We start from the raw sequence: 25,279 nt of genomic DNA, 5'->3' as shown, positions 1-25,279 counted from the left end.
GATGCTCGAGCGAGCTTACGCGGACCGCGAGGTCAGCCAAACGGTGAAACCGATGACAAGGCCCAAGCCGATGGTCCAGATGAACAACCCCTCTGAAACCGGTCCGAGGGAGCCAAGGGCCAACCCACCGGGGGAGCCGTTGGTGTCCTGCGCCTTCAGATAGGTGATGACATCTCGCTTTTCATCGGGGGTGATGTTGGCATCGTTGAAGACAGGCATGTTCTGCGGGCCGGTCTCCATGGCCTCATAAATGTGCTGCTCTGAAACACCCATGAGAGTCGGGGCGAATTTGCCCCGCGTCAACGCACCGCCCGAACCGGCTGCGTTGTGGCACATTGCACAGTTGGCGAGGAACACCTTGGCGCCATTCGCGGCATCACCCTTGCTGGTGTCCAGTGACTCCTCATCGGGGACACCGGGGCCAGCGCCGAGCGAGGCGACGTAGGAAGAAAGCTGCTTGGTCTGGTCTTCGTTGAACTGGCCGGGCTTGAGTTGAGCCTGAGTCCCCTGCATCTGCATGGGCATACGGCCGGTGCCGACCTGGAAGTCGACTGCGGCTGCGCCGACGCCGACCAACGAGGGTCCGTTCTCGGTTCCCTCGGCATTAGTTCCGTGACAGGTAGCGCAGTTCGACTGGAACAGCTTCTGTCCAGCGGCGATGTCATCGGCCGTATAGCTCTGATTGGAGTCGGCCTTGGCCTGATTGGTGGCGGAGGCAACTGCATAGAGGCCGCCAGTCAGGACGAGGGCGACAGCCAAAAGAATGATGGCCGCCAGCGGATGACGCCGCTTCTGGGAAAGTGCCTTCACGTCAAGAGTTCCTTTGTCTGTGTGTGATTGATGTGTGGGCCGGCGATCCTCGTGTCTACTTCACGAAGTAAACAACGATGAACAGCACAATCCAGACGACATCGACGAAGTGCCAGTAGTAAGACACCACGATTGCAGAAGTCGCCTCATAGTGGCCGAATCGTTTTGCGACGTACGCGCGTCCGATAATGAACAGGAATGCAATCAGGCCAGCGGTCACGTGCAGGGCGTGGAAGCCCGTCGTGATGTAGAACGCTGAACCGTAGGCACTCGCCGCGATGGACACGCCTTCTGAGACGAGGGTCGCGTACTCCATTGCCTGGACGCTGACGAAAACAGCGCCCATGACGAAGGTCAGCAGGAACCACTCGGTCATGCCCCATTTGCCGACCTGCCAGATGGAGCCGGTGCGGCGGGCCTTGAGCTGCTCGGCCTTGAATACGCCGAACTGGCAGGTCACTGAACTCAGGACGAGCACAATTGTGTTCGCCAGAGCCAATGGCACTTCGAGATGATGAGTGTTTTCCGCCCACACGTCAGGCGCTGTGGCGCGCAGGGTGAAGTACATGGCGAACAGTCCGGCAAAGAACATCAGCTCACTCGCCAACCAGACCACCGTGCCTACGGACACGATGTTGGGACGATTGAGCGTCGGTTGTGCCGACTTACTGGGAGTATGGGTTGCAGTTGTCACATAGACATTATGTCTGTAAAACTCTCGCCGAACCAACAGCAACGCCCTCTGAGGCTCCCGGCGTGTCACGAGACGATCCACAAAACCCCGCTCATCCGCGGTTTTCCAGGGCAGATAGGACTTCTTGGCTTTTAAAGTCACGTAATGGTGGGACGATCACCACAATTATCCCCCCAGGCTATTCACAGCTTGTAGTCAGGTTCCGGGTCTAGGGGTCACAGGGGGGAGGGTTTTATCGCTTAGGGTTGCCCTATGAGCAACACCCAAGACCCCACGAATCAGCCCACCTGGAAGAGCCTCATCAACGCGATCGAGCGTCACGAAGACCTGAATTACGATGAGGCCGCATGGGCCATGCGGGAGATGATGAGCGGGGCCGCAGATCCGGTTCACGTTGCTGCGTTCCTGGTGGGTCTTCACACCAAGGGGGAGACAGCCGAGGAGCTGCACGGGCTCTCGGAGCAGATGCTCGACATGGCAGAGCCATACAGCGGCCCTCGCGAAGCGGTGGACATCGTCGGCACCGGAGGGGATCAGCACAACACGGTGAACATCTCCACGATGGCTTCGTTGGTCATGGCGGGGGCCGGGGTCAAGGTGGTCAAACACGGAAACCGGGCTTCGTCCTCCTCGACAGGGTCTGCTGACGCCCTCGAGCGACTAGGCCTGCCTCTTGACGCACCAGCCGACCGGGTTGAGGCCTCAGTGGGCGAAGTGGGCATTTCATTCCTCTTCGCCAACACGTACCACCCAGCCATGCGATACATAGGTCCGATTCGCCGGACTCTAGGAGTCCCTACCGTCTTCAACTATCTGGGCCCCCTCGCCAACCCTGCACGCGTGGTTTCCTCGGTGATCGGCGTATCAAGTGCCCGCATAGCGCCTCTCATGGCGGACGTCTTCGCACGTCGCGGAAATCACGCCCTCGTTTTCACCGGCCCGTTGAATTTGGATGAGCTCAGTCTGATCGGACCCACTCAGATGTGGGAGGCCCATGACGGAACACTGGAAGAGAGTGTCATCGAAGTCGCAGATATCAACCTGCCTTCCAACACCCTCGCGGACATCACTGGCAAGGATCCGGAATTCAATGCAGACGTCATTCGCCGCCTTGTAGCAGGGGAGGGCGGCCCAATTCGCGACACCGTTGTTCTGAACGCCGCAGCCGGACTGGTGGCCGCCTCCGACGACACTTCTTCACCGCTGATCGAGCGAATTAATCACGCAATAGGTCGTGCGCAGGAATCGATCGACTCGGGGGGTGCCCAGAAGGTATTGACCAAATGGATTGAATTCCTCATGGGTTAACCCTAAAGTAAAGGTTAAAGTTACGTGAGTTTTTTTTGGGGGAGTTCTCTTATTCTTGGACTCCTAGTGGCGAGTTGCCGCCCTTCTGGTCAAAAGCTTCACCAGCAACCTGTAGCCGATGAGAAATACAGCGTTGACAATGGTTGCAACGAGGATAAAGGACCAATGCGTTCCTTCGCCGACTATGGCCCTCAGGACCATTCCCACAATGACCGTGGCCAGCCACACCGTAATACCAGTCGGGAAAACCGCCTGAGGGGCTCGCCAAGCGCGGACGATCAGCCAGCCAATGACTGCACCCGCGAGAAACGGCCAGGCTGTGGAGAACGTGCCTGAGAGGTTCTCACCGTGAGAGCTTCTGCCAATGGCCGCAAAGACAACGACGAGGACGATATCGGCCACGAGGAACAGCCACACCGGGGCCTTGTGCATGCGAGGGTGGCTTGAGGCATTATTGCGATTGACGCTGGCATTCTGAGTCATGCTTCGAATCTAGTCGAGGAGCGGCCATGCAATCCACGACGGGGCAGCGGCCAAGTCGTTTACTTTACATAATGTAGATTATCGGCGTTATATGTATGTTCAGCCGACCGTGGATTCCTTGGCCCTATAGAACTTTGCGGGCACCATGGTGAATACAACCTATGGAAGGAATCTCACTCGTGCTGACCTGGATCGCAGAAAATCCATTTGCGGTGTGGCTGATTGCCGTCATCGTGCTCGCAGTGATCGAAATGCTGTCTCTCGATTTCTTTTGCCTCATGCTTTCGGGCGGCAGTCTCGCCGCAACGATCACGGCTTTGATAACACACAGCTGGACGATTCAAGTCGTCGTATTCGCTGTGGCATCTGTTCTGCTGATCTTCGTCGTGAGGCCCATTATCGTGCGACGTTTGGGTCGCAACGCGCCTCAGAGCTCGAGCAATGTGGATCGGCTCCTGGGCCAGCGGGTTGAGGTTCTCGAGACGATCTCCAATACCTCGGGGCTGATTCGACTCGAAGGTGACCATTGGACAGCACGTATGGTTAACCACGAGGGTTCTATTCCCGCGGGCTCGTTTGCCGTTGTACGCAGTATTGCTGGCGCCACGGCCATGGTCGAGGCAGCGGACTCTCCCGGTATCGACCGAGAATCCTAGAAAGCCCATCCGACCCAAGAACCACCAAGGAAGGTGCAGAAAATGACAGCACTTATTGTTGTGCTGGTACTCCTGATCCTGTTCGTGGTGATCGCGCTATTCAAGGCTGTGCGCATCATCCCTCAGGCTAAGGCAGGTATCGTCGAAAGACTCGGAAAGTACCAGACCACCCTGAACCCCGGGCTGCATTTCGTGGTCCCCTTCATTGACCGCGTCCTTCCGCTCATTGACTTGCGCGAACAAGTCGTCTCGTTCCCCTCGCAGTCCGTCATCACTGAGGACAACCTCGTCGTAGGTATCGATACCGTCGTGTACTTCCAGGTCACGGATCCTCGGGCAGCGACCTACGAGATCACCAACTACATTCACGCCGTCGATGAGCTGACGAGCGCAACGTTGCGCAATGTCGTCGGCGGGCTGAATCTCGAGGAAGCTCTGACCTCGCGAGACCAGATCAACGCCGAACTCAGGGGTGTTCTGGACAGCACGACCGGCCGCTGGGGTCTGCGGGTATCACGCGTGGACATCAAGGAGATCCAGCCGCCCCTGTCGATCCAGGACTCGATGGAAAAGCAGATGCGCGCCGAACGTGATCGCCGTGCGGCGATTCTTACGGCGGAAGGCGCCAAGCAGTCGTCAATCCTCACGGCCGAGGGCGAGCGTCAGGCATCCATTCTTTCCGCCGAAGGCGACGCGAAAGCGGCAATCTTGCGTGCCGATGGCGAGGCTCAGGCCATCCACAAGGTCTTTTCCGCCATTCACAAGGCAAATCCGACGCAGAAGCTGTTGAGCTATCAGTATCTGCAAACCCTGCCGAAACTGGCCGAGGGCGATTCCAACAAACTGTGGTTCGTGCCGACCGAGCTCGGTGACGCATTGCGCGGAATCGGAAAGGCTTTTGGAGACGGCCAAGGTGTCGACCCCATGAACCCATTCACGCCGAATTCCGCGGACGAAGAGCCCGCCCCGGATGTTCCTGACGATGACGGCCCGATCGTCGATACGCCGGATCTGAAGGTTACTGAAGAGGACCTCAAACCCAATATCAATCAGACCAGCGTGGATCCCGACGAATTCGAGATGCCTCCGTCGAGCATCGATCCCGATGAACCGCTTCAACCTGACTCGGATTTGTCCGAGCAGGCAGATGAGCCATCACCCGAGCGTGAGAATAACGACAACGGACGCACCTACGGGATTCCCGGTCAGAAGTAGCAGGAACCAAGCCCCTAGCGGCTCTTCCCTGACTCTTGCGGCGCCGCACGCACACCGTAACCGGGTGGGTGCGGCGCCGTGGGCTTCAGGCTTCGACGAGTCTCGCCAACGGCGGTGACGGATTTCGAGTCCGGCTACTGAGGATGAGAACATAGGTGGGAATAATTGTGAGTGCGTTGGCGCTGAATCATGTGTCGTGACCGCGCTTTCACCTGGGAAGGAATAAATCAATGAGTGACCGTAGCCTTCGAGGCATGCGCCTCGGCTCGCAGTCCATGGAATCCGAGCAGGGTGTCCAGCCCGCCCCGCGTCAGCGCGTCGAATACCGTACCGAGGACGGCGAACAGGTTTTCGTGACCTTCGCCGCCGAGGCCGAGATTCCGTCCACCTGGACCGCCAAATCGGGCAAGGAAGCCGTTCTCATGGACGGATCCAAGCCTGAGGTCGGCAACGAAAAGCCTGTTCGCACGCACTGGGACATGCTCCTCGAACGCCGCTCGATGGAAGAGCTGGAAGAAACGCTCCAGAAGCGCATCGAGTACTACCGGGAACGCCACGAGCTTCCGGCGGAGCAGGAAAGCTAGTCGATAGCGCGCCTATCGGAGTCGGGAAATGATGACCCGAGGCAAAAGGACCGGGGCAACACCTTGTGAGGTGTTGCCCCGGTCCTTTTTGGCCTCTTCCCTAGGTCTAGAGGTTTGAGCCTAAAGCCCGTGCCTTATTGCTCAGGGTCTTGGCGCGAGCCCCGAGACCCCAGCGGGCAACCTTGAACATGGACTCGAGGATGACGCCCGAGTCCATCTTGGAATCCCCCAGCTCACGCTCGACAAACGTGATTGGCACTTCCGTTATGGTCAGTCCGGCCAGCTCGGTTCGCCAGCCCAAATCGATCTGGAAACAGTATCCGACGGACTCGATGGTATCGAGATCAATGCGCTCAAGGGTCCCCCGACGAAACGCTCTGTATCCGGCCGTGATGTCCTTGACACTGGTTCCGAGGATCGTCTGCGCGTAGAAATTTGCACCCCGGGACAGGAACTGGCGATGCCACGGCCAATTGATGGTCTGGCCGCCGGGTACATAACGGGATCCAATGGCCAGATCGGCGCCGTTATCCACCGCTTCGAGAAGCCGGCCCAATTGCTCCGGCTGGTGCGAAGAATCCGCGTCCATCTCGACGAGGACTTCGTAATCGCGGTCCAGGCCCCATTTGAATCCCGCAATATACGCTGCTCCGAGTCCGCCCTTGCCCTTGCGGTGAAGCACATGGATCTTGCTGTCCTGCGCTGCCAGCCCGTCGGCCAAATCTCCGGTGCCGTCCGGGCTGTTGTCGTCCACGATGAGGACGTGTACCTCCGGTTGCGCGGCTCGCAGTCGCTTGATCACCACGGGAAGAGCCTCGAGCTCGTTGTACGTGGGTATCACTGTCAGGGTCTTTAGTTCCACTGTGAATGCTCCTGCGGAGATCTTGAAGTCACTCAGGTTGTCCTCATGACGCTTATCGGTTTAATAGTACCGGCGCTACCCTATCCCAACTCTTTCGGGATTTCTCGAGCGCGGCAGTGACTTGGCGGACGCCCCTACAACCCGTATTCCAGGGTGCCAATCCTTGCGATTTCGGCCTGGGGGTACTTCTCCCCTGCGAGCTCTGGAAGCAACGGAGTACGAGCACGAGGATCGGTGCTCCACGCTGCTATTCGCGAATCCGCGGTTTGAACCATGAGAGCTTCTGCACGCCACCCCACGAAGTCGGCATTGGCATCCGGAACGATCTGCCCGCCCAAGGGCCCGCCGACGCGGAAAAGCCTCCTGAGACCTCTCGTCTGAGCTGTGAAAGTCGCCCGAGTCGGCAGGCCTGTCTCATCCGAGAGCAACCGGAGCCCCTGGGTAGCCCATGCCCACGGGTTGATAATCGGGTCCTCTTGCGTGGATTTTTCAGCAGGGACGAGGCCGACCGCTGTGCCTGCGCGCAATTCTTCGCGTATCACGTCGATCCAACCTTGATCCTCGAGACTCGCCTCGACCAATAGACCAGCCTCGGAATGTGAAAATTTTGTGTCCGAGGCACGGCGGACTTCGACCCCCGCCGGCAAGTCATGGCCGAAGTCTTCCGCAAATGAATGAAAAGCCGGCTTCTCGTCTCCTTCGCCCACAATACAGGCGGTGTAGCCGGCAGAAACCAAGGCCCTGGTCTCGTCCTCGGCGGGGGCATCTCCCCCACCGCGAGCAACAAAACCGGGTACGAGGACGAGCCCGTCCAAATCCACCGTTGTGACCTTGTTATCAGTCAGGGAATCGGCACCGGCCTCTTCACCGACCCAAACCACGCGGTCGCCTTGGACAAGCACGGCCGTCGCAAACGGGTCCGCAGGACTGTACACGGATCCGTTCCGGTACATGACGGTCTCCTGACCGCGATTCTGAGTTGAGATTCTCATACCTCTTCCGATTCTTCGTAGTCGATGCCCGAGGAGTCGTTCTCGGTACCCACGGGCGTGTCCAATTCGTGAATGATGACCCCGCGTTTGATCAAGTTGATCGCTGCTTCGCATCCGGTACGCCACATGGGATCGTCAACCGCGTGTCCCAGCTGGTCCAAGGCGTCGATCACCTGCTTCGTGGCTCGCACGAAGTCTCCCGCAACAAGGCCCGAACCCTCCAGGCTCTTCGAGAGAGACTCGCCCCTCGCCCACCGATAAATGGACCACATGAGGCCGACATCGGGAACAGGGGTCTCCGGCAGACGATGATGTCGCTCACGTCCGGTCAACTCCGTCCACACACCGTGCAGCCTTGTCACCTTGTCTTCCAAACCAGCCGGGTAAGTCCTTAGGAATACGGTTTCATCGCGCTTACCAGAGAACACCAGAGGAGAGACAGCCGCACACATCGCCGCCGGATCCAGCCCCTCGAAGTAGCCGTCTCTCAACGCGAGGGACACCAGTAAGTCGCGCTCACCATATATTTTTCGCAGCGACTCGCCACGGGGAAGGAGCCGAGGTTCGCCTCCGGCGTCGGGGGCCACATAGTCGTAATCGGCCAAGAGCTCGAGGATATTGGCAAACCTCTTTGCAATCGTATTGGTCCGCGAGTCGATCTGCTGCCGCAGCGAATCGGTCTCCTTCTTCAACTTCACCCAACGATTGAACCAGCGAGCGTGGTCTTCCCTTTCCGAGCAACCATGACAGGCATGAGATTCAACAGCACGTCGCAGATCGCCGATTTCCTGCTTTTCTCGGTTCGGGGCTTCGAAATCGGGTGTTCGCGGAGGCTTGACGGTTCGCGGAGGCTTTCCCTCGTCCAGGGCAGATTGAATCCGAGCAGACATATCACGGCGGTCCTGCGGAGTCCGGCCCGTGAAGTGCTTAGGGACCTTGACCTTCGAAACAGGTTGAATGGGCCCATCAAAGTCGGACGGGCCGATCACACGCAAATGCGCGGAAGTCGTCACAACCCCGATTCGTGTCTCGAAGCCGCCTTGGGGCTTTCCCACCACCACGGCCGGTCCCGAGTTTCGCCCACGAGGTATATCGACAACGTCCCCCGGGACCAAGAGCTGCATCGTGGATTCGACTGCGGAGCGGCTGACCCGTTTGCGATCCCGAGAGTACCGCTTTTCGGTTTGATTCAACTTGTACTTCAAGTTGGCGTATTCGACGTAGTCCCCGAGGTGGCATGTCATGGACTCTTCGTAACCGGCGAGGGCCTTCTCTTGCTTGCGCACTTTCGACGCGAGGCTCACGACCGACTTGTCCGCTTGGAACTGGGCAAACGATGATTCCAGAATGCTCATGGCCCGATCGGCGCCGAACTGGTCCAGAAGGTTGACCGACATGTTGTACGTCGGCTTGAAGCTCGAGTAGAGAGGATATGTTCGTCGAGAAGCCAGGCCGGCGATGGCCTTCGCGTCCATTCCGTCGTTCCACAGGACAACGGCATGTCCTTCGACGTCGATCCCCCGCCGCCCGGCCCGGCCGGTCAACTGGGTGTATTCACCGGGGGTGATGTCCACGTGTTGTTCGCCGTTGAACTTGGAGAGCTTTTCTATTACGACGCTTCGTGCAGGCATATTGATGCCCAGCGCAAGCGTCTCGGTCGCGAACACGACTTTGACGAGTCCCTGCGTGAACAAATGCTCCACGATTTCCTTGAAGAGCGGAAGCATACCCGCATGGTGCGAAGCGACGCCCCTCGAAAGGCCTTCGCGCCAGTCGTCAAACCCTAGGACCCTCAGGTCCTTGAGATCGACTTTTGCCGTCGCTTCAGCGATATAGGCTCGGATCAGCTGCGCCTGCCGCTGATCGGTCAGCCGGATATCCGCGTCGATACACTGCAGAACGGCGTCGTCGCAGGCGGCCCTGGAAAAGATGAAGTAAATCGCTGGCAGGAGCCCGTCTTCGTCGAGCGAATGCAAGACGACGGGACGAGGGGCGCGACGCATGGCCGGCGAGCCGGAGCGCCCTTTTCCTTGCCCTTTTCCCGGCCGTCGGCCGCGACGAGGCGGAGCGCCACGGCGAGAAGTGGCCTTGAGGAGCTCTGAATTGACCTTGATCTTCTCGGTGCCGCTTCGGCGCACTATGTCCGCGGCCTTGGAGATCGTCGTGTTGTCCGCAAAGAGATCGTAAAGTCTGTGCCCGGCCATAACATGCTGCCACAGGGGTACGGGCCGATGTTCCGAAACCACCACTTCGGTAGACCCGCGGACGGTGTCCAGCCACTGACCGAATTCTTCGGCATTGGAGATGGTCGCCGACAAGGACACAACGGCGACCGACTCGGGGAGGTGAATCATGACCTCTTCCCATACAGCGCCGCGGAATCGATCGGCGAGGTAGTGCACCTCATCCATGACGACGAAGCCGAGCTTGTCCAGCGTCGAGGATTGCGCATACAACATGTTGCGCAAGACCTCGGTCGTCATGACCATGATCGGTGCCTCGGAATTGACGGAAATGTCCCCCGTCAACAGACCGACGTTCTCCGAACCGTAGATGCGCCCCAAGTCGTGGAATTTCTGGTTAGACAGGGCTTTAATCGGCGTGGTGTAGAACGCTTTCTTGCCTTGGCGCTGGGCCAAGAACACCGCGAATTCGCCGACAACGGTTTTGCCTGCGCCCGTCGGAGCGGCCACCAGAACGCCGTCCCCTTCCTGAAGGACTTCGCAGGCTTCCCGTTGGAATTCGTCGAGAGGGAAATCCAACGTGCTCTCGAAGAGCCCTAAAGGACTCTTGAGATACTGATTGCGGGCCTTAGCCGCTTGATACTTATCGGCGTAACTGGGCATGACACCAGCCTAGCCGCCGCGGCTGAGCATAGACTGTCGATTCAGCTCTGCGCCGCACCGGACCATTACGAGGCCACGAGCCCCTACGTTTTATCGGCCCAAGCCTTCCAATTGGTCGCTCCGAGTGGCTTCGTCGGCTTCGGTGCTGTATGTTTCCGCCAATTTCGCGCGCTTCTTGTCCCGCCGCTTGTCGTTGTACATGCAGATGGCAATGGCCAGGAAGAAGAGAACGAGGAGGGGCGCCATGAGGTAGAACATCGTCATGACATCCGTGCCGGGGGCGGTCATTGCGGCCAGCAATGCAACGATCACCACGACCCAGCGCCAAGACTTCAAGATGGTACGGCCACGAATCAGCCCCATCATGTTGACGCCGACCAGAGCGACCGGGATGACGAATGAAATACCGAAGGAAAGGATCAGCTTCACCACGAAGGAAATGTACGTTTTCGCCTCGATGAAGTTGGATTCCCCCTCGGGGGTGAATGCCGTCAGGGTCTTGACGGCAGCCGGCATGCACAGCCAAGCGATCCAGATGCCCAAGAGGAAAAGCGGCACGGATACGCACAAGAAACTCGCGGCGTAGAGTTTTTCCTTCTTGTGCAGGGCCGGCATGATGTAGGCCCACAACTGGTAGAGCCATACCGGTGATGCCAGGACCAAACCGATGGCGAGCGAGACCTGGACCATGATGTCGAAGGCTGACGCGACACCATTGAAATTGATGGTCGCATTCCGCCCGTGATCACGCGCAATATCGGCTATGGGGCTGGTGATGGCGCCCATGACCGGGTAATAGAAAAAGAATCCGGCAACAGCACCGATCACGGTTGCTATGGCGGCCTTGATGAGCCGATTGCGGAACTCTCTCAAGTGCTCCCGCAACGCCATCTGCGCCTGTGGGTTGCCTTTCCGGCTGTACTTAGTTGCCATGCTTCGGTCCGTGTCCTCGAGTCAGCAAGAAATTCCGGCCGCCCAAGGCAGCCCTGCGAGTCATCACAGGCAGGCCCTGGCGGCCGAAGAAACAGCGGCTAATTCTTTGTCTTGCCCTGATCGCGGACATCTGAATCCCCAGCCGCACCATCGGCACTGTGCGAGCCGCTGCTGTTGCCGTTGTCAACGACCTCACCATTGACAACATGTTTCTTGTTGGACGCCTCGTCCTTGTCGTCCTTCATTTCCTTGACCTCGGACTTGAAGATCCTCATCGACTGGCCGAGGCTGCGGGCCATGCCCGGAAGCTTCGGAGCACCGAAGAGCAACAGAATGATCACCAGCAGGATCAAGAGATAAATAGGATGGTCAAAGAGCCTACCGAACATGAGTTCTTCCTTTCTTGTCGCCTCGTATCAGATCCCTGATGTTCTGGGGCTGACCGAGGCGGTCACGCCGCGCGATGCGCTGGGCGACTTTGCGTTGTTGTCGCGTCGAGCGTTCGCGAAGATAATCCTCGCGAGCTTGGTGGATGGGGATGAGAATTCCCGGCACCGGCGCCTTTCGGATGCCTGTGGCCACGGAACTCGATGATTTATCCCACCGATTGGTCATATCTTCCCCGAGTGTGCCGACCTCGTTGAGAGCGCCGAAAAACCGTCGAACGGTTCGCCAGGCCAACCAAGCCAGAATCGCCGCAGATACCAAGACGAGCACCGTCCACAAAAGTATCCAAAACCACCAAGGCATAATCTCATTATAAGCATCGATAACGATTCCCTGACCTCGAATTCCGGTCGATCTCGTCACCTGGAGTCTCCGATGTCGATCCCACGGCGTCGTGCGGTGTCTGCCCAGTCGGTCTGCCACGATGCCGACTGCCACAAGGCCATCGATCCGGCGTGATGGAGCATGAGTCGGTATAAGCCGAACCAATCGATCACCGAGACTTCGAGCAGTTGCCCCGATACCTGTTGGCCTTCGCACTCTGCGTGACGCGGCACATCCACGTGCCCGACGACCTCTCCGCCCAGCGCCGCCGCCAGCGCCCTCGCGCGGTCGGCAACCCACACGGTCGTCCGTGACGGCTCTGAATGCTCATTGATTTCGGCGCCCATGGAGAGCTGTGCTGCCGGGGCGTGCAACGGACGGACGTCGCGGATTGCTTCCATCCGGTAGGTCCGCACCTGACGGTGCTCCAGGCTCTCCGCCCCGAGGTACCAGGTATTACCGCTCGAGTACACGTCCAGCGGTAAAACTTTCCGTTCGGTTGCGGACGCCTGCCCCCGAGACCTGTAAGTCATCGAGACCGCTTGCCGTTCGCTTGCGGCTTGCCTGAGCTTGTCAACGATTTCAGCAAGGTGCGGTTCCAGGCGAATCGAGAACTGATCCACCGATACCCCGGCACCGTTGGCCATCCGAACCAGTTTGCGGGAGATATCGGAGGCGGTTTGGGCATGCTGATGAGATATCTGCTCGAGCATCTGAACGGCCAGGAGCAGACGAATGATTTGATCCGGAGCGAGGTTGAGTGGTTGCTCCAGTTCTTCTGGCAATTGCACAAAGACTTCGTCCTCGTAAGCGTCGATCCGCAAATATGCGCTGCCGAGAAGCTCCTCGCCAGCGTTGGCAATCGCTTCGAGGTCCTGGCGAACCTGACCTGCCGACACTCCGAGATGACGAGCGATTTCACGGGTTCCGCAGCCTGGATGACTGCCCAGAAAGGAGGCGAGGTCCACGAGGCGCACGAAGCGGCGATCATTGGACTCCCGGTTTCTGGCGCGTTTGGGTTCGACGATGCGCGCCGTGTCGCTGGCAACCAAAGCCGAGACGTCGTCCTGAAGGCTCATTGCTGTCGCGACCGCTCGGTCGACTGCCTGCTGGATACCCTCGGCGTCCAGGCCCTGCGCCCGGGGAATACCGAGAGCGACGCCAGACCCCAGCTCGGCGAGGCACCGGACCAGTTCATGCACGTCCGGAACCGTTGCCTCGGCGCTCATCAGCGTCGAACCGTTTCCGGCGGGGAAGGCTTCGGAGTGGATACGTACTCCTGTCCCCGCTTCGGACCAATCCAGAACCACGGGCAAAGCTCCGGAAGGGAACTCCAGTTGTACCGACGGCGCCGGAGCCTCGGAGACACTCTCGAGCGCCTTGCTCATCGAAAACTCACGGGGTGCTCTCGGTAGATCGCTGTCCTTGGTGGAGATACCTGTCATACGGGACAGTCGAAAATTCCTGAAGGCCTTTCGGTCGGCGTCCCACCCGCTGACGTACCAATGGCCGAACCGTTGTCCGACGCCCCACGGCCGGAGGCGCCTTGGTACCGAAACTAGTGACGTCGACGCCCGGTAGTCGAACGTCATCTCGGCGCCCTGGGCCAAGGCACCAAGAATGGTTTCCAACTGCTCTCCCCCGGAGCTGAGCCGCGGCGTCAGGTGTTCGAGTCCTCCGGAGCCAACGACGTCGCTTTCGCCGTAGCCCAGACGCCGGACCGCTCGCTCGACGTCGCGCGCGTAACTAGGATCCGACCAGAGCCGTGCGGCGATACCCAGGGTCAGGCGCTCGGCCGGGGTGAACTCGTCATTCGTGAGCCACAGGTTCTCGCGCTCAATCTGATAGACGGTCTCGCCGAAGTCTTGGGTTGTCGCCAGGCGCATGCCGAGGCTGCGCAAAGCCGCCTTGTCTCGCTCGAAGGTGCGCTCGAATGCTGCATCCGACCCGGCACGCCGATACGCTTCTATGCCCTCACGGATCCGGTCCTTGGTAACCGGTCGTTCACGCGAGAGCAAAAAGCTGTAGAGAGCGAATAGACGTTCAGGGACCGTAGCTGGCATTCGAGCTACCTGGGATCGAGAGGTTCAGTCACCGTGCGCGTCCTTCAGCGTGCGTCAACGAGATCCACGACGAAGACCAGCGCCTGATCCGGGCCGATAACGCTGCCGGCACCCCTTTTCCCGTAGGCCAGCTCGGACGGGATTTCGAGCCGACGACGGCCACCGACCTTCATGCCGATTAAACCTTCATCCCATCCCTGAATCACTTGGCCGACGCCGGCTTGGAATGCCAATGGCTCTCCGCGATTCCACGAGGCGTCGAATTCCTCGCCGTCTTCAAAGGTCACGCCGACGTAATGGCACTGCACTTGGTCGCCGCGTTCAACCGCGCGCCCGGACCCTTGGATGATGTCGGTGATGCGCAGTTCTTCCGGAACCGGCCCTTCGGGGAAGTCGACTTCAGGCTTTGTACGATCAAGGTTTCGCTGTCCAAATGACATGGTTTTCCTCTCGGAAGTTCAAGCTGGTGTTGGAATTGCGTGACCAGGCTTCTGGGCACCGCGTGGGTAGTTCCTATTGTTGGGGGTTGCCTTGCTGGGCCCCGGTCCCGCCTTGCGAACTCTGTGGCGGGTCGGCCTTGGATGTGCCCAGAATGTCGACGACGAAGACCAGAGGTCCCGCCGGTTGCTGGGAATCCGACCCTAGCTGTTCCTGCGTTCCGTACGCCTTGTCCGTGGGGACCTCGAGCAATACGCGGTCACCGACCTTCTTCCCCTTGAGACCCTCGGACCAACCCTTGATGACCTGATCCATTTGGAACCCGGTGGGGTCCTTGGTCCAGTTGGAATCGAATTGCTGCCCGTCGGACCATTTCACGCCCGAGTAATGAACGTAGACTTTTTGATCGTCCTTGATCTCATCGCCCTTGCCGTTGATGAGGTTCTGGGCCGTGATGCTCTTGGGCTCGTCCTGTCCTTCCGGGATTTTGATTTCGGGGCCGCTGTCCTTCATCGTGACGTTCGGCAAGCCCTCCTGCGGCGGTACTGCATCCCCCTCGGCCGACTTGGGCAACTTCTTGGACACAGTGTAGACCTCGACGGCGCTGGCATCCTCGGAGCTGCCTGAGGCCCCGCCCGAAGCTTCGTCACTCGGTTTCTTCGCATAGGCGAAGCTGGTGCCTACCTTGGTGTCCTTGAGAATGTCATAGACCTTGGGCAGTTTCTCCTTGAGCTGGTCGTTGACCGTAATGGTAATCGGAGAACCCGAGTACGTATCGCCTTCGCTCTTCTGATCGGCGCCGTTGAAGACGGCAGCATCCACCAAGACCGTGTCGCCTTCATGGACCTCATCGCCATCACCGTCTTTGAGAATCCGAGTCTCGTCGTCATTGACCGACAAAGGAGTATCAAAGGAGACTGAGGGGGCCTTGCCCGCGCCCTGGTCCTTGAAATCCACGGAATCCAGGTCTTTGCCTCCCCCGCAGCCTGCCAAGGCCAGGGTGAGAACGACGGCCGCGGCCGAAAGTTTGAGAGATTTGCGCACTTCTGTATTCCTCGCTGTCGTGAGTGGGCGGTGCGTGCATCCTTTGTCGAGACACCGCACCGACTCTATTACAGGCACCCGTGGGTGCCAGATACGGATCAAATCAAAGGCGGCATGGCCGGTTGGGCCCGGCGCGTCGCACCCCGCATGACGCGAATGGACTCTTCGATGTCCTCATCGGTCGTAGCGAAGGGATCCTGGCATACATGCGACAAGGCCAACTGTTGGTTGATTTTGTAATGAACCCAGTCAACCGTGTAATCGAGGCCGGCCCCACGCGCAGCTTCGATGAAGCGTCCCCGCAATGCTGCCCTTGTTCGGGGAGGCTCGGACTGCGCCTGCGTCACAGACTCCTCGTCAACCCAACGTCGTGCAAGCCCCTTGCGTTCAAGAAGGTAATACACGCCGCGATCTCTTTTGATGTCGTGATAAGCAAGGTCGAGCTGAGCAATTCGTGCATGTGCATAGTCGGTTCCGAGCTTGTCCGCCGAGCGGTCAAGGAGCTTCTTCTTGATAGCCCAATCAATCTCCGTATCGATCGACGAGGTGTCCTGGATTTCGATCGCGTCCAGCGTTCTTTCCCACAGATCCAGGATGTATTCGGTCTCCGGCCGGGACGAGCCGGCGTCATCAATGTATTTCGACGCAGCGTCCAGGTAGTGCCATTGAAGTTCCAGACCGGACATGTGTCGCCCGTCCTTCAAGTCGACCGGCGTACGTCCGGTCATGTCATGGGACAACGTGCGCAACGCCTGGCCGGTATTAGCCAATTCGAGGTCCTCGAGCCCTTGATGGTCCTCGATCATTCGCAGAATGATGTCCGTCATACCGGCTCTGGCCAGCGTCGTCGTCTCCGACATATTCGAATCCCCGACGATCACATGGAGACGGCGGTAAAGGGAGGCATCTGCATGCGGCTCGTCGCGGGTATTGATCAGTGGACGAGAACGGGTCGTGGCTGACGACGCCGCTTCCCACACGTAATCGGCGCGCTGGGAGAAGGAATATGTGGCCTCCCCATCCCCCGGCGCGCCGTTGGTCTGCGGTGGGCCGGTCGGATGGACGCGTCCTGCACCTACGACGAGTTGTCTACTCACCAGGAAAGGGACGAGGAAGCGAACAAGCCGGGAGAACTCTGCTTTGCGGGACAAAAGGTAGTTCTCGTGAGAACCGAACGAGTTGCCGGCCGAATCGGCGTTGTTCTTGAAGAGATGCAGTTTGCCCTTCATGCCTTGCTGGTTGAGTGCGTCCTCGGCCTGAACCGCGAGTTTCTCGAAAAGTCGTTCACCGGCCTTGTCCTGACGGACAAGGTCCGTGAGATCCGAGCACTCGGCGGTCGCGTATTCAGGGTGCGACCCGACGTCAAGATACAACCGGGACCCATTCTCCAGGAATACGTTCGAGGAACGGCCCCACTCCACCACCGGCCGAAACAACTTGCGCGCTGCTTCTTCAGGGCCAAGGTGGCCTAAGCTGCTCATCGAGTACCGAATACCGAATTCGGTTTCGATACCGAAGATTCTTCGTTGCATGAAGCTTACTGTCCGCCCTTCTGAACGAAACCGCGCACATAGTCCTCCGCGTTCTCCTCGAGAACGCTGTCGATCTCATCCAGAATGTCGTCGGTCTCGCCAACCAGTCCTTGGTCGACGGGCTGCTGATTCCGGATCAGTTCCTGTTCCTGCTGGTTGCTCTGTTCCTTGTGCGTTTCTTGCGATGAATCGCGGAATTGCGCCATGTCAAAGGTTCCTTTCGGGTCACGGGATTCTACGGAGGCCGATTTTGTTCAAGGCCTGATGAGCGTTGTCGCTCGATTCGAGCGCCCTTTGTACGCGGGCTTTGGTGCAGTCGGCGGGCTCGTCCATGAGCCACCGATGAGTTCGATCCGTGGCGGGGTCGGTCACGGACAGAACTTCCCAACCCGCGGCCGATACCTGATGCGGCCAGCGAGCGGTCAATTTGCCGCGGAGGTAGGCTCGTGTGTCTTCCGGCGGCGTAGTCACGGCCTCGTCGACGTGTTCGGAATCTACCAGCGTCTTGATACGGCCGAGGGCGACCAATTTGGAATACAAGCTCTTTTCCGGTCTGAGGTCGGCATATTGGAGGTCCAAGGCCTGGATTTTGGGGTGGTCCACGCCGATTCCCCTCCCCTCGTACTGGTGTATCAGCGCCAATTTCGCGACCCAGTCCAGCCGATCTGCGAGGGACATGGGATTCGTTTCAAGTGCTTCCAGAACTTCGAACCATATTCGGAACGTTGCTGCGGATTTCTCCGAACGCCAACCTTCCCTGTCGGCCAGGTTATGGGCGGCTTCCGCATAGGTCCGTTGGATTTGAACCGCGCTCATGCGCCGACCGTCGCGAAGTTCGAGCAATGTGGTCAGTTCCAGGTCGTGGCTGACCAGTTTCATGGCTTCGACAGGTCGCGCGAGCTGGAGATCGGGCAGCGCTCTGTGTTCGATCAATGTCAGTACGGCGGCTGCGCTGGCGAGCTTGAGCAGAATCGATGTGTGGGCAAGGTTGGAATCACCCGTGATCACATGAAGTCGACGGTACCTTTCGGGATCTGCGTGTGGCTCGTCCCGCGTATTGACGATGGGACGCCGGATGGTGGTTTCCAGGCCGATTTCACGTTCGAAGAAATCCGCACGCTGGCTGATTTGGTAGCCCGGGCGCACGCTGTCCGCCCCGATGCCGGCTCTGCCCGCACCCGTCATGACCTGACGGGTGGCCAGGTAAGGGATGAATTCCCGGGCCAGAACCTGAAAATCCTGGCTCCGAGGAACGAGATAGTTCTCATGGGCACCATAGGAGACTGACTTATTGTCCGTGTTGTTCTTGTACAGATGGATCGCTTCAGGCCACGTATTGGCGTATCTCTGAGCAACGGACCCCGCCGCGGCCGCGGCGATCTTGTCTCCCGCGAGGTCCCATCTCGTGGCGGCCCACGGATTAGTCGTTTCGGGCGCTGAATACTCAGGATGCGCGTGATCCACGTAGAACCGGGCCCCATTGGGCAGTATGCGGTTCATAACTGCCCTGTCCCAGAAGGCCGGACTGAGCATGTCCGGCGATTCCTCGTACAGTTCCCGAGCGACGTCTTCACTGGTCAACACGTGACCTTGATGAGTCAATTGGCTTGGATGCGCCTCGGAAGCACCCATGTGGAAACCGCGGGCGTCCTCGAGAGGACTCTCCGACTCGTAATCCCACCCTGCGTCGGCCGCCGCGTTCGGGTAACTGTCCACCACGAGGGTAGAGAGCACCGATTCATTCGCCGCCGGTTTGGCCGGACAGATCACCCCGAATTCGGTTTCGGTTCCCATGATTCGGTCGAAAATCACGATGCCGCCCTCTCGTCCTCGCGCGCTCGGGTCGCCGATTCCGGCGGTTCGATGCCCGCAAGCGGCACGGAATAACCGATATAGCTCAGCCAGTCCTCGACGTCCCCGCGGGAGGCGGAGTCACGCTGTTGTTCAAATTCGTCCCGAGCGCTTTCCTTCAGGTGCTCAGAGGTCAAGCCCTTGTATCCATGATCCAAGTAATTCTTGATGGCAAGCTTCTTGGCTCGATCCACGATATTCCGAATGAGCGCACCCGAGAGGAAATCGGACCAGTACGTCTGAATTCGGCGGCCATCCGTCAGGACCGCATCAAGGTAGCGGTGCTCCTCGTCACGAGTGAAAACGTCCGCAACGAGATCTTGGATCATCGAGGCAACCGTGGCCTTTCGATCACCATCGTGCTGTGCCACTTCGTGTTCACCCAGCGGCAGGCCAGCGTGGACGTAAAGACCGAAGATTTCCCCTGTACCGCGGTAATCCGGACGGTCGATCCGAACTTTGACGTCCAGCCGACCGGGACGCAGGACGGCCGGATCAATCATGTCCTCACGGTTGGTTGCCCCGATGACAATCACGTTGTCCAAGGATTCGACGCCATCGATCTCGGCCAGCAGCTGCGGGACGATGGTGGTCTCGACGTCCGAGGACTTACCGGCACCGCGCGTGCGGAACAGGGATTCCATCTCATCGAAAAAAATGACCACGGGATTGCCCGCCGTGGCTTTGTCTCGGGCTCTGGAAAAGATCGCGCGAATCTGACGTTCCGTCTCTCCCACGAACTTATCCAGTAACTCGGGGCCCTTGATATTGAGGAAGTAACCCCTGAGTTTGCCGTCCGGTTGTTCGCTGGTCATACGATCCGCTAGTGCCTTGGCTACCGCTTTGGCGATCAAGGTTTTGCCATTTCCGGGCGGGCCGTACAGCAGGATCCCTTTGGGCGGCTTGAGATCGTGTTCCCGATACAGCTCGGGGTGCAGGAAAGGCAGTTCGACGGCATCGCGGATCTGCTCGATCTGAGCTGAGAGCCCGCCGATGTTCTCGTAAGAAACGTCCGGTGTTTCTTCGAGTACCAGCTCTTCGGCCTCCGTCTTCGGCACTAAGGTCAATGCAACCCCGCTGCTGGAATCATAGGCAACGGCATCGCCGATCTTGATGTCCTGACCCGCGAGTTGACCGGAGCGCAGCACCACGATCTGAGTGTTGGCACCGGTTCCCAGGACCAGACGGTCGGATCCGATGAGTTCGCGAACGCTCGCAATCTCACCGGTCTGCCGATAACCGACACATGCGCAGGCGCCCACGGTTTCGGTCAACAGAACCGTCATGCCTACTTGGACGTCGTCGATATTCAGCACCGGGCTGACCGGTACTCTGACTGTCCTTCCGCCCATGACGACGTCGAGGCTCGCTTGAGTTGTCACGAGCGGCGGGGCTTCTTCCGTCAACGAAGCTGCCGATAGATTCCGTTTGTTCACCCTGAGAACCTGAGCCTGGTTCATAGGGGCCTCAAGGTCCTGGGAGATGACCTGCTTGAGGCGCTGAATATCCCCTCGTGCGGTCTGGAGAGCGTGGACGAGCTTCTCATTGCGCACGTTGGTGTCTTTGAGCTGCTTATTGAGCTCTATGCGCTGGTCACGCAGCGTGTTCACCTGTCGCAACGTCATCTCGAAATCTCGCGGGTTAATTGTTGAGTCAGACTCGGCCATGGCTTAAGCATTGCACTGAGGCAAGGCTACTCTCCACTCGGGTCCGCATCGTGGCCGCTTTCGGCTGAACGTTCCGCAAGATTCTGGGCGTCCCGAGCGGCACGCCGAAGCTTCCGATCGGATACATTTCTTTCACCCAACGCCATTGGAGTCCACGCATTCATGTCTTCCTCGGTGAAGTCAGTCTTCGACGCGCGCCGTTTCGGGGCCAGCCTCTGAGACCCATCCGCTAGGCGACGGGCAGAGATCAAGAATCCGGTGTGTGCGACCATGCGGTGGTCCGGCCTGACCGCGAGACCTTCGACGTGCCAACCTCGAACCATGGTTTCGAATGATTCGGGCTCCGTAAAGCGACCATCGGCCCGAATGGCCTCGGCTACACGCGACAATTGCGTCACGGTCGCCACATAACACATCATGACGCCTCCGGGAACCAGAGCCGTAGCGACCGTCGAAACGCATTCCCACGGTGCCAACATGTCCAGGATCGCGCGGTCGACGGTACCCGGAGATTCGTATTCACCCAACTGTTCCGCCAGATCGCCCAGGGTCAATTCCCATGCCGGATGGGCGCCGCCGAACATGGTTTCCACGTTTCCTTGAGCGATCTGAGCGAACTCTTCCCGCCTTTCGAAAGAACGCAGATGTCCGGAATCGCCGATCGCGCGAAGAAGAGAAATGCTGAGTGCTCCCGATCCGACGCCCGCCTCGATGACCCGGGCGCCCGGGAAAACGTCGGCCATGGTGATGATCTGTCCCGCGTCTTTGGGGTAGACCACCGCGGCGCCACGGGGCATCGAAAGGACAAAGTCTTTGAGCAATGGCCGTAGAGCCTGGTACTGGATACCGGCCGAGTTGGCGATCACGGTGCCCTCCGGCTGGCCTATCAGGTCGTCGTGCGCCAGAACGCCTCGGTGAGTATGGAATTCCCCACCGTCCACCAGGGTAATGGTGTTCATACGGCGGCGTTCATCCGTCAGCTGGACGCGCTCTCCGGGTCTGAATGGACCTCGCCGGTTCTGAGCGCCGGTAGCCATTTCTCCGTGGTATTCCGAGGTTCCTGAGGCCATGAAAGTGCGACTCCTTCAGTTGGGGGTAAGTCATTGAAGATCGAGCAACATTCTCTCACGCTTGGTTCCGACCGATGTCGCCTGTCGCAGCCCCAGAGTTCTACTGCTGACCTGGCTGCGCTCTTTTGACGGCGTCGATGACATCGGACTCGAACAGGACAGCGTTCTGACCGTTCCACGAGGCCACAGGCCAGATTCTTCCGGGAAGCTGAGCAATGTGCGACACAAGTGCCTGCCCGTTGAGTCCGGCCGGTACGGGACGGTCCCAGGCAACGGCGACCATCAGGGTCTCTGCCGTGGCCGAAGCGTCTCCGGCGGCATCGGCGGCCATCATCGCTTGACCGTCCACGACTCCGAGCCCCCGACCGTCCTGATCAGTTACAGCGAAGACGCCCCTGGCATTGGGAAGGGGCGGGAACTCGCTGAGCGGCAGGGACGCGGCGACGGGCGTGGTCGGGCGGGCGAGAGCCGCAACCGACAAGCCTCCGACTGCCTGCCGTACCTTGATACTGCGGTAGGCCTGCATAGATCCGGTCATCACAATGAATGCAACCATGAACGTCAGGACGACCATTCCGACGCTATGCCAAGCCCCAGAGAGTACAAGCCACGCCAGAAGTGCGGCGGCCGTCAGGAACCCGAAAAACACCGCTGTGCGGGTCCCGGTGTCTCTCTTGCCCGTCATTTTCCACACGATGGCTTCGACGGCGTAACCACCGTCGAGCGGAATGCCCGGGAGCAGGTTGAATACCCCGACGAATCCATTGGATGTGGTGAGAAGGTAGAGCACGAGGGCGGGCCAACCGCTGACTCCGGTCCAGGCCATCGCGGCCCAACCGATACCAGCGAGTATCAGATTCGCGACTGGCCCGGCCAGAGATACCAGGGCGGATCGGCCTGCGTCCGAACGTCCCGACTGAAAAGTCGTGTGTCCGCCCATCAGCGTCAGGTTGATGCCACCGACGGACCAGCCGAACGACTTCGCCGTCAGGCCATGGCTGAGTTCGTGGATCAGGACCGACACCGCAAGGAGAACGGCAAAGGCCAGGGCCGCGAGGTAGGCTCCGGGTCCCAGCCACGAGAAACGATTCGTAAGGTAGCTTCCGTAGCCGAAAACGATCAGAAGCGTGAGAACGAACCAGGAGCGAGAAAGACGCACGGGTATTCCCGCAATTCGCCCGATGAAGAGCCCTTCAGCTGAATTCATGGTTCTCAGACTGCTACGCCGAGACGCGCCCGAATCAAGTCAGATACGGCCTCTGGATCACCGGAAGGCTCCCCGGCCAGTGCCTTCGAAGCCCAGTTGTCAACGGCCCGTAGCGCGGTCGGTGCATCCAAATCCTGCGACAAGGCCTGACGTACTTCATCGACCAACTTGTCACTGGGTCCGGTGTCTTCTGGAGCAGTTGAACCGGATGTTCGAAGCGCTTTTCTCCAGGACTCGAGTCGTCGAGTCGACTCGTTCAAGAGTTCGTCGCTCCAGGACCAGTCGGATCGATAATGATTGGCCAGGATAGCCATACGAATTGCTGCGGGGTCGACACCCTGCTGGCGCAATGCCGAAACGAGCACCAGATTGCCTTTGGACTTGCTCATCTTTTCGCCGTCGAGCCCCACCATTCCGGTATGAGCGTAATGCTCGGCCATGAGATCGCCCGTCATTGCAAATGCGTGTCCGGCACCCATCTCATGATGGGGGAACCGCAAGTCGTTACCGCCTCCTTGCACCGTATACGGCATGCCGAGATAGCGTTCGGCGATCACGGTGCATTCGATGTGCCACCCGGGCCTGCCTGGCCCGAGGGATCCGCCATTCCATTGTGGTTCACCATCACGGTGCGCACGCCACAACAAGGCGTCGAACGGGTCATGTTTGCCGGGCCGATCCGGGTCTCCCCCGCGTTCGGCAAAGAGCGGCGCCATCTCGCGTTCCGAATAGTTGGAAACATATCCAAGGAACCATCGGGCAGGATCGTTGCGAGTGTCTGCGGCCTTCCGCACGCTGAAGTAGACGTCTCCGCCGGGGTGCTCGTTGCCTTCGTCGTCGACGTAGCCTTCGACTCGATACGCCAAATCGTCGGCGAGCATTTGTTCGACCCACGGAACAATCCAGTCGACCGATTCAGTGGCGCCGATGTAATGCTGCGGAGGGATCACCTCGAGCGCTTCCATGTCGGCACGGAAAAGGTCGGTCTGACCTTCCGCCAATGCCTCCCATTCGACTCCGGTCTGTTCGGCCCGTTCGAGCAGCGGATCGTCGACGTCGGTCACGTTCTGTACGTAGTTCACGTCAAAACCGGCGTCGCGCCACGCACGGTTCAAGAGGTCGAAAGCAACGTAGGTTGCGGCATGACCCATATGGGTTGCGTCGTAGGGAGTGATCCCACAGACGTACAAGGAGGCCGAGGAGCGTTCTCGAGGAAGCTGAACTATCTCGTTGAGGCGGGAGTCAAAGATCGACGGAACTGGAGCGTGATCGTCGAGCGCTGGGATGTTGGGGGCGGACCAGGCGCGCATAGGTACCTTTCAAGTGAAGACGTGTGTGGTGAGGCGAGCTCATTAGGCTGCGATGACGCCGGTTCCCAGCAGAACAAAGACGATGGCGCCGGCCGCGATGCGGTACCAGACGAAGACGTTGTAGCTGTGGGAGGAGATGAACTTCAGCAGCCAACCGATCATGACGTAGCCCACCGCGAAGGCGATGACTGTCGCGAGGAGAGTCGGCCCGAAGGAATAGAAGTCATCGAAGCCCCCCGAGAGCGACTTCGCCAGTTTGTACAGGCCGGACAAAAAGACGGCCGGGATGGCCAGCAAGAAGGAATACCGTGTGGCAGCTTCACGGGTGTATCCCATGAAGAGGCCCGTCATAATGGTTCCGCCCGAACGGGAAACGCCGGGTATCAAGGCCAGTGCCTGACCCAGACCGTAGAAAATACCGTGTTTGATCGTGAGGTCCTTGACCTCGAGCTGTTCTCTGCCGATGCGGTCCGCAATCGCCAGGAATACGCCGAAGACGATCAGCATCGTCGCGGTAATCCACAGGCTACGAAATTCGGTGTCGATGTAATCCTGCAGAAGCAGCCCGAGGACACCGATCGGAATGGACCCGATGATGATGAACCAACCCATCCGAGCATCCGGATCCGACTTCTCGACCTTGCCGAAGAGAGAACCGAACCATCGCGAGATGATGCGGACAATGTCCCGCCAGAAGAACAGGAGAACCGCAACCTCCGTGCCCAACTGGGTCACGGCCGTAAATGCGGAGCCCGGATCCTGCGTATTGGGGAGCAACTGCCCAACAATGCTGATATGTGCCGATGACGAAATCGGGATGAACTCTGTGAGGCCTTGTACTAGACCGAGGATAATTGCTTGAAACCATGCCACGGTTCGACTCTACATAAAGGCGCGGTGAACCCGCTCCAGGCAGTCCCGGTTGTGCGGGAAGTTACAGCCA

Annotated in this window: 24 protein-coding genes; 4 read left to right on the top strand and 20 right to left on the bottom strand. The window is 59.1% G+C overall.

The window, feature by feature from the left end; all coding sequences use genetic code 11:
• Window positions 1–15: 15 nt before the first annotated feature.
• Both sake_RS06710 and sake_RS06705 read right to left on the bottom strand, forming a co-directional pair.
• Entirely contained in the window at window positions 16–810 is a 795-nt protein-coding gene (locus sake_RS06710) for a cytochrome c (RefSeq protein ID WP_129359642.1), read from the bottom strand.
• 55 nt (window positions 811–865) lie between these two features.
• Complete coding sequence (locus sake_RS06705; protein ID WP_129359643.1) at window positions 866–1,504, bottom strand: heme-copper oxidase subunit III; 639 nt, start codon at window positions 1,502–1,504, stop codon at window positions 866–868.
• A gap of 252 nt (window positions 1,505–1,756) precedes the next feature.
• Here sake_RS06705 and trpD point away from each other — a divergent pair, with 252 nt between their 5' ends.
• On the top strand, window positions 1,757–2,812 hold the full coding sequence (trpD, locus tag sake_RS06700) for an anthranilate phosphoribosyltransferase (protein WP_178945663.1): 1,056 nt from the start codon (window positions 1,757–1,759) through the stop codon (window positions 2,810–2,812).
• Between the two features lie 63 nt (window positions 2,813–2,875).
• Here trpD and sake_RS06695 read toward each other — a convergent pair whose 3' ends face one another.
• Window positions 2,876–3,295 carry a DUF3054 domain-containing protein gene (locus sake_RS06695; protein WP_238147603.1) on the bottom strand — a complete coding sequence of 140 codons (420 nt, stop codon included), beginning with the start codon at window positions 3,293–3,295 and terminating at the stop codon, window positions 2,876–2,878.
• Between the two features lie 161 nt (window positions 3,296–3,456).
• On the opposite strand from sake_RS06695, the gene sake_RS06690 reads away from it, so the two are divergent.
• The 3 genes from sake_RS06690 to sake_RS06680 all read left to right on the top strand — a co-directional run bounded on the left by sake_RS06690 (window position 3,457) and on the right by sake_RS06680 (window position 5,750).
• Window positions 3,457–3,951: an NfeD family protein gene (locus tag sake_RS06690; RefSeq protein ID WP_129359645.1), complete on the top strand. Its 495-nt coding sequence runs from the start codon at window positions 3,457–3,459 to the stop codon at window positions 3,949–3,951.
• Between the two features lie 42 nt (window positions 3,952–3,993).
• Window positions 3,994–5,166, top strand: coding sequence for an SPFH domain-containing protein (locus sake_RS06685; RefSeq protein WP_129359646.1), 1,173 nt, complete (start codon window positions 3,994–3,996; stop codon window positions 5,164–5,166).
• Between the two features lie 230 nt (window positions 5,167–5,396).
• Window positions 5,397–5,750, top strand: coding sequence for an RNA polymerase-binding protein RbpA (locus sake_RS06680; RefSeq protein ID WP_129359647.1), 354 nt, complete (start codon window positions 5,397–5,399; stop codon window positions 5,748–5,750).
• 106 nt (window positions 5,751–5,856) lie between these two features.
• On the opposite strand, the gene sake_RS06675 is transcribed toward sake_RS06680, so the two are convergent.
• The 17 genes from sake_RS06675 to sake_RS06595 all read right to left on the bottom strand — a co-directional run bounded on the left by sake_RS06675 (window position 5,857) and on the right by sake_RS06595 (window position 25,209).
• Window positions 5,857–6,612 (bottom strand): polyprenol monophosphomannose synthase, encoded by a 756-nt coding sequence (locus sake_RS06675; protein ID WP_129359648.1) that lies wholly within the window; start codon window positions 6,610–6,612, stop codon window positions 5,857–5,859.
• Window positions 6,613–6,746: 134 nt separating this feature from the next.
• Window positions 6,747–7,604, bottom strand: a complete 858-nt coding sequence (locus sake_RS06670) for a hypothetical protein (protein ID WP_178945662.1) — start codon at window positions 7,602–7,604, stop codon at window positions 6,747–6,749.
• Entirely contained in the window at window positions 7,601–10,450 is a 2,850-nt protein-coding gene (locus sake_RS06665; RefSeq protein WP_178945661.1) for an RNA helicase, read from the bottom strand. The genes sake_RS06670 and sake_RS06665 overlap by 4 nt, the downstream gene beginning before the upstream one ends.
• A 90-nt stretch (window positions 10,451–10,540) precedes the next feature.
• Complete coding sequence (tatC, locus tag sake_RS06660; RefSeq protein ID WP_238147604.1) at window positions 10,541–11,383, bottom strand: twin-arginine translocase subunit TatC; 843 nt, start codon at window positions 11,381–11,383, stop codon at window positions 10,541–10,543.
• A 98-nt stretch (window positions 11,384–11,481) separates the two neighbouring features.
• Window positions 11,482–11,772, bottom strand: a complete 291-nt coding sequence (gene tatA / locus sake_RS06655) for a Sec-independent protein translocase subunit TatA (RefSeq protein ID WP_178945660.1) — start codon at window positions 11,770–11,772, stop codon at window positions 11,482–11,484.
• Window positions 11,762–12,133 carry a hypothetical protein gene (locus sake_RS06650; RefSeq protein ID WP_129359652.1) on the bottom strand — a complete coding sequence of 124 codons (372 nt, stop codon included), beginning with the start codon at window positions 12,131–12,133 and terminating at the stop codon, window positions 11,762–11,764. Before sake_RS06650 ends, tatA begins: the two co-directional genes overlap by 11 nt.
• Before the next feature lie 56 nt (window positions 12,134–12,189).
• Window positions 12,190–14,217 carry a YafY family protein gene (locus sake_RS06645; protein WP_178945659.1) on the bottom strand — a complete coding sequence of 676 codons (2,028 nt, stop codon included), beginning with the start codon at window positions 14,215–14,217 and terminating at the stop codon, window positions 12,190–12,192.
• 44 nt (window positions 14,218–14,261) lie between these two features.
• Entirely contained in the window at window positions 14,262–14,657 is a 396-nt protein-coding gene (locus tag sake_RS06640; RefSeq protein WP_129359654.1) for an FKBP-type peptidyl-prolyl cis-trans isomerase, read from the bottom strand.
• 73 nt (window positions 14,658–14,730) lie between these two features.
• Window positions 14,731–15,699: an FKBP-type peptidyl-prolyl cis-trans isomerase gene (locus tag sake_RS06635; RefSeq protein WP_178945658.1), complete on the bottom strand. Its 969-nt coding sequence runs from the start codon at window positions 15,697–15,699 to the stop codon at window positions 14,731–14,733.
• Between the two features lie 98 nt (window positions 15,700–15,797).
• Window positions 15,798–17,231, bottom strand: a complete 1,434-nt coding sequence (gene pafA / locus sake_RS06630) for a Pup--protein ligase (RefSeq protein WP_178945657.1) — start codon at window positions 17,229–17,231, stop codon at window positions 15,798–15,800.
• Window positions 17,232–17,236: 5 nt separating this feature from the next.
• Window positions 17,237–17,437 (bottom strand): ubiquitin-like protein Pup, encoded by a 201-nt coding sequence (locus tag sake_RS06625; RefSeq protein ID WP_129359657.1) that lies wholly within the window; start codon window positions 17,435–17,437, stop codon window positions 17,237–17,239.
• A 19-nt stretch (window positions 17,438–17,456) separates the two neighbouring features.
• Window positions 17,457–19,043, bottom strand: coding sequence for a depupylase/deamidase Dop (gene dop / locus sake_RS06620; RefSeq protein WP_129359658.1), 1,587 nt, complete (start codon window positions 19,041–19,043; stop codon window positions 17,457–17,459).
• Window positions 19,040–20,749, bottom strand: coding sequence for a proteasome ATPase (gene arc / locus sake_RS06615; RefSeq protein ID WP_129359659.1), 1,710 nt, complete (start codon window positions 20,747–20,749; stop codon window positions 19,040–19,042). Before arc ends, dop begins: the two co-directional genes overlap by 4 nt.
• A gap of 26 nt (window positions 20,750–20,775) precedes the next feature.
• Window positions 20,776–21,819 (bottom strand): tRNA (adenine-N1)-methyltransferase, encoded by a 1,044-nt coding sequence (locus sake_RS06610; protein WP_238147605.1) that lies wholly within the window; start codon window positions 21,817–21,819, stop codon window positions 20,776–20,778.
• Window positions 21,820–21,919: 100 nt separating this feature from the next.
• Window positions 21,920–23,026, bottom strand: a complete 1,107-nt coding sequence (locus tag sake_RS06605; RefSeq protein WP_178945656.1) for a site-2 protease family protein — start codon at window positions 23,024–23,026, stop codon at window positions 21,920–21,922.
• A 5-nt stretch (window positions 23,027–23,031) separates the two neighbouring features.
• Window positions 23,032–24,336: a cysteine--1-D-myo-inosityl 2-amino-2-deoxy-alpha-D-glucopyranoside ligase gene (gene mshC, locus sake_RS06600; protein WP_178945655.1), complete on the bottom strand. Its 1,305-nt coding sequence runs from the start codon at window positions 24,334–24,336 to the stop codon at window positions 23,032–23,034.
• 42 nt (window positions 24,337–24,378) lie between these two features.
• Window positions 24,379–25,209 carry an undecaprenyl-diphosphate phosphatase gene (locus sake_RS06595; protein ID WP_129359662.1) on the bottom strand — a complete coding sequence of 277 codons (831 nt, stop codon included), beginning with the start codon at window positions 25,207–25,209 and terminating at the stop codon, window positions 24,379–24,381.
• Window positions 25,210–25,279 lie beyond the last annotated feature (70 nt).

The sequence above is a fragment of the Kocuria sp. TGY1127_2 genome (assembly GCF_013394385.1).
In the GTDB taxonomy this organism is placed as follows: domain Bacteria; phylum Actinomycetota; class Actinomycetes; order Actinomycetales; family Micrococcaceae; genus Rothia.
The sequence above is the reverse complement of the archived record's forward strand: the minus strand, read 5'-3'. Positions and strand labels throughout refer to the sequence as shown.

Excerpts from the sequence above, each read along its gene's own strand:
- trpD (WP_178945663.1), top strand. The coding sequence starts at position 1,757 with ATGAGCAACACCCAAGACCCCACGAATCAGCCCACCTGGAAGAGCCTC.
- sake_RS06695 (WP_238147603.1), bottom strand. The coding sequence starts at position 3,295 with ATGACTCAGAATGCCAGCGTCAATCGCAATAATGCCTCAAGCCACCCT.
- sake_RS06690 (WP_129359645.1), top strand. The coding sequence starts at position 3,457 with ATGGAAGGAATCTCACTCGTGCTGACCTGGATCGCAGAAAATCCATTT.
- sake_RS06685 (WP_129359646.1), top strand. The coding sequence starts at position 3,994 with ATGACAGCACTTATTGTTGTGCTGGTACTCCTGATCCTGTTCGTGGTG.
- sake_RS06680 (WP_129359647.1), top strand. The coding sequence starts at position 5,397 with ATGAGTGACCGTAGCCTTCGAGGCATGCGCCTCGGCTCGCAGTCCATG.
- sake_RS06670 (WP_178945662.1), bottom strand. The coding sequence starts at position 7,604 with ATGAGAATCTCAACTCAGAATCGCGGTCAGGAGACCGTCATGTACCGG.
- sake_RS06665 (WP_178945661.1), bottom strand. The coding sequence starts at position 10,450 with ATGCCCAGTTACGCCGATAAGTATCAAGCGGCTAAGGCCCGCAATCAG.
- tatC (WP_238147604.1), bottom strand. The coding sequence starts at position 11,383 with ATGGCAACTAAGTACAGCCGGAAAGGCAACCCACAGGCGCAGATGGCG.
- tatA (WP_178945660.1), bottom strand. The coding sequence starts at position 11,772 with ATGTTCGGTAGGCTCTTTGACCATCCTATTTATCTCTTGATCCTGCTG.
- sake_RS06650 (WP_129359652.1), bottom strand. The coding sequence starts at position 12,133 with ATGCCTTGGTGGTTTTGGATACTTTTGTGGACGGTGCTCGTCTTGGTA.
- sake_RS06645 (WP_178945659.1), bottom strand. The coding sequence starts at position 14,217 with ATGCCAGCTACGGTCCCTGAACGTCTATTCGCTCTCTACAGCTTTTTG.
- sake_RS06640 (WP_129359654.1), bottom strand. The coding sequence starts at position 14,657 with ATGTCATTTGGACAGCGAAACCTTGATCGTACAAAGCCTGAAGTCGAC.
- pafA (WP_178945657.1), bottom strand. The coding sequence starts at position 17,231 with ATGCAACGAAGAATCTTCGGTATCGAAACCGAATTCGGTATTCGGTAC.
- sake_RS06625 (WP_129359657.1), bottom strand. The coding sequence starts at position 17,437 with ATGGCGCAATTCCGCGATTCATCGCAAGAAACGCACAAGGAACAGAGC.
- arc (WP_129359659.1), bottom strand. The coding sequence starts at position 20,749 with ATGGCCGAGTCTGACTCAACAATTAACCCGCGAGATTTCGAGATGACG.
- sake_RS06610 (WP_238147605.1), bottom strand. The coding sequence starts at position 21,819 with ATGGCCTCAGGAACCTCGGAATACCACGGAGAAATGGCTACCGGCGCT.
- sake_RS06605 (WP_178945656.1), bottom strand. The coding sequence starts at position 23,026 with ATGAATTCAGCTGAAGGGCTCTTCATCGGGCGAATTGCGGGAATACCC.
- mshC (WP_178945655.1), bottom strand. The coding sequence starts at position 24,336 with ATGCGCGCCTGGTCCGCCCCCAACATCCCAGCGCTCGACGATCACGCT.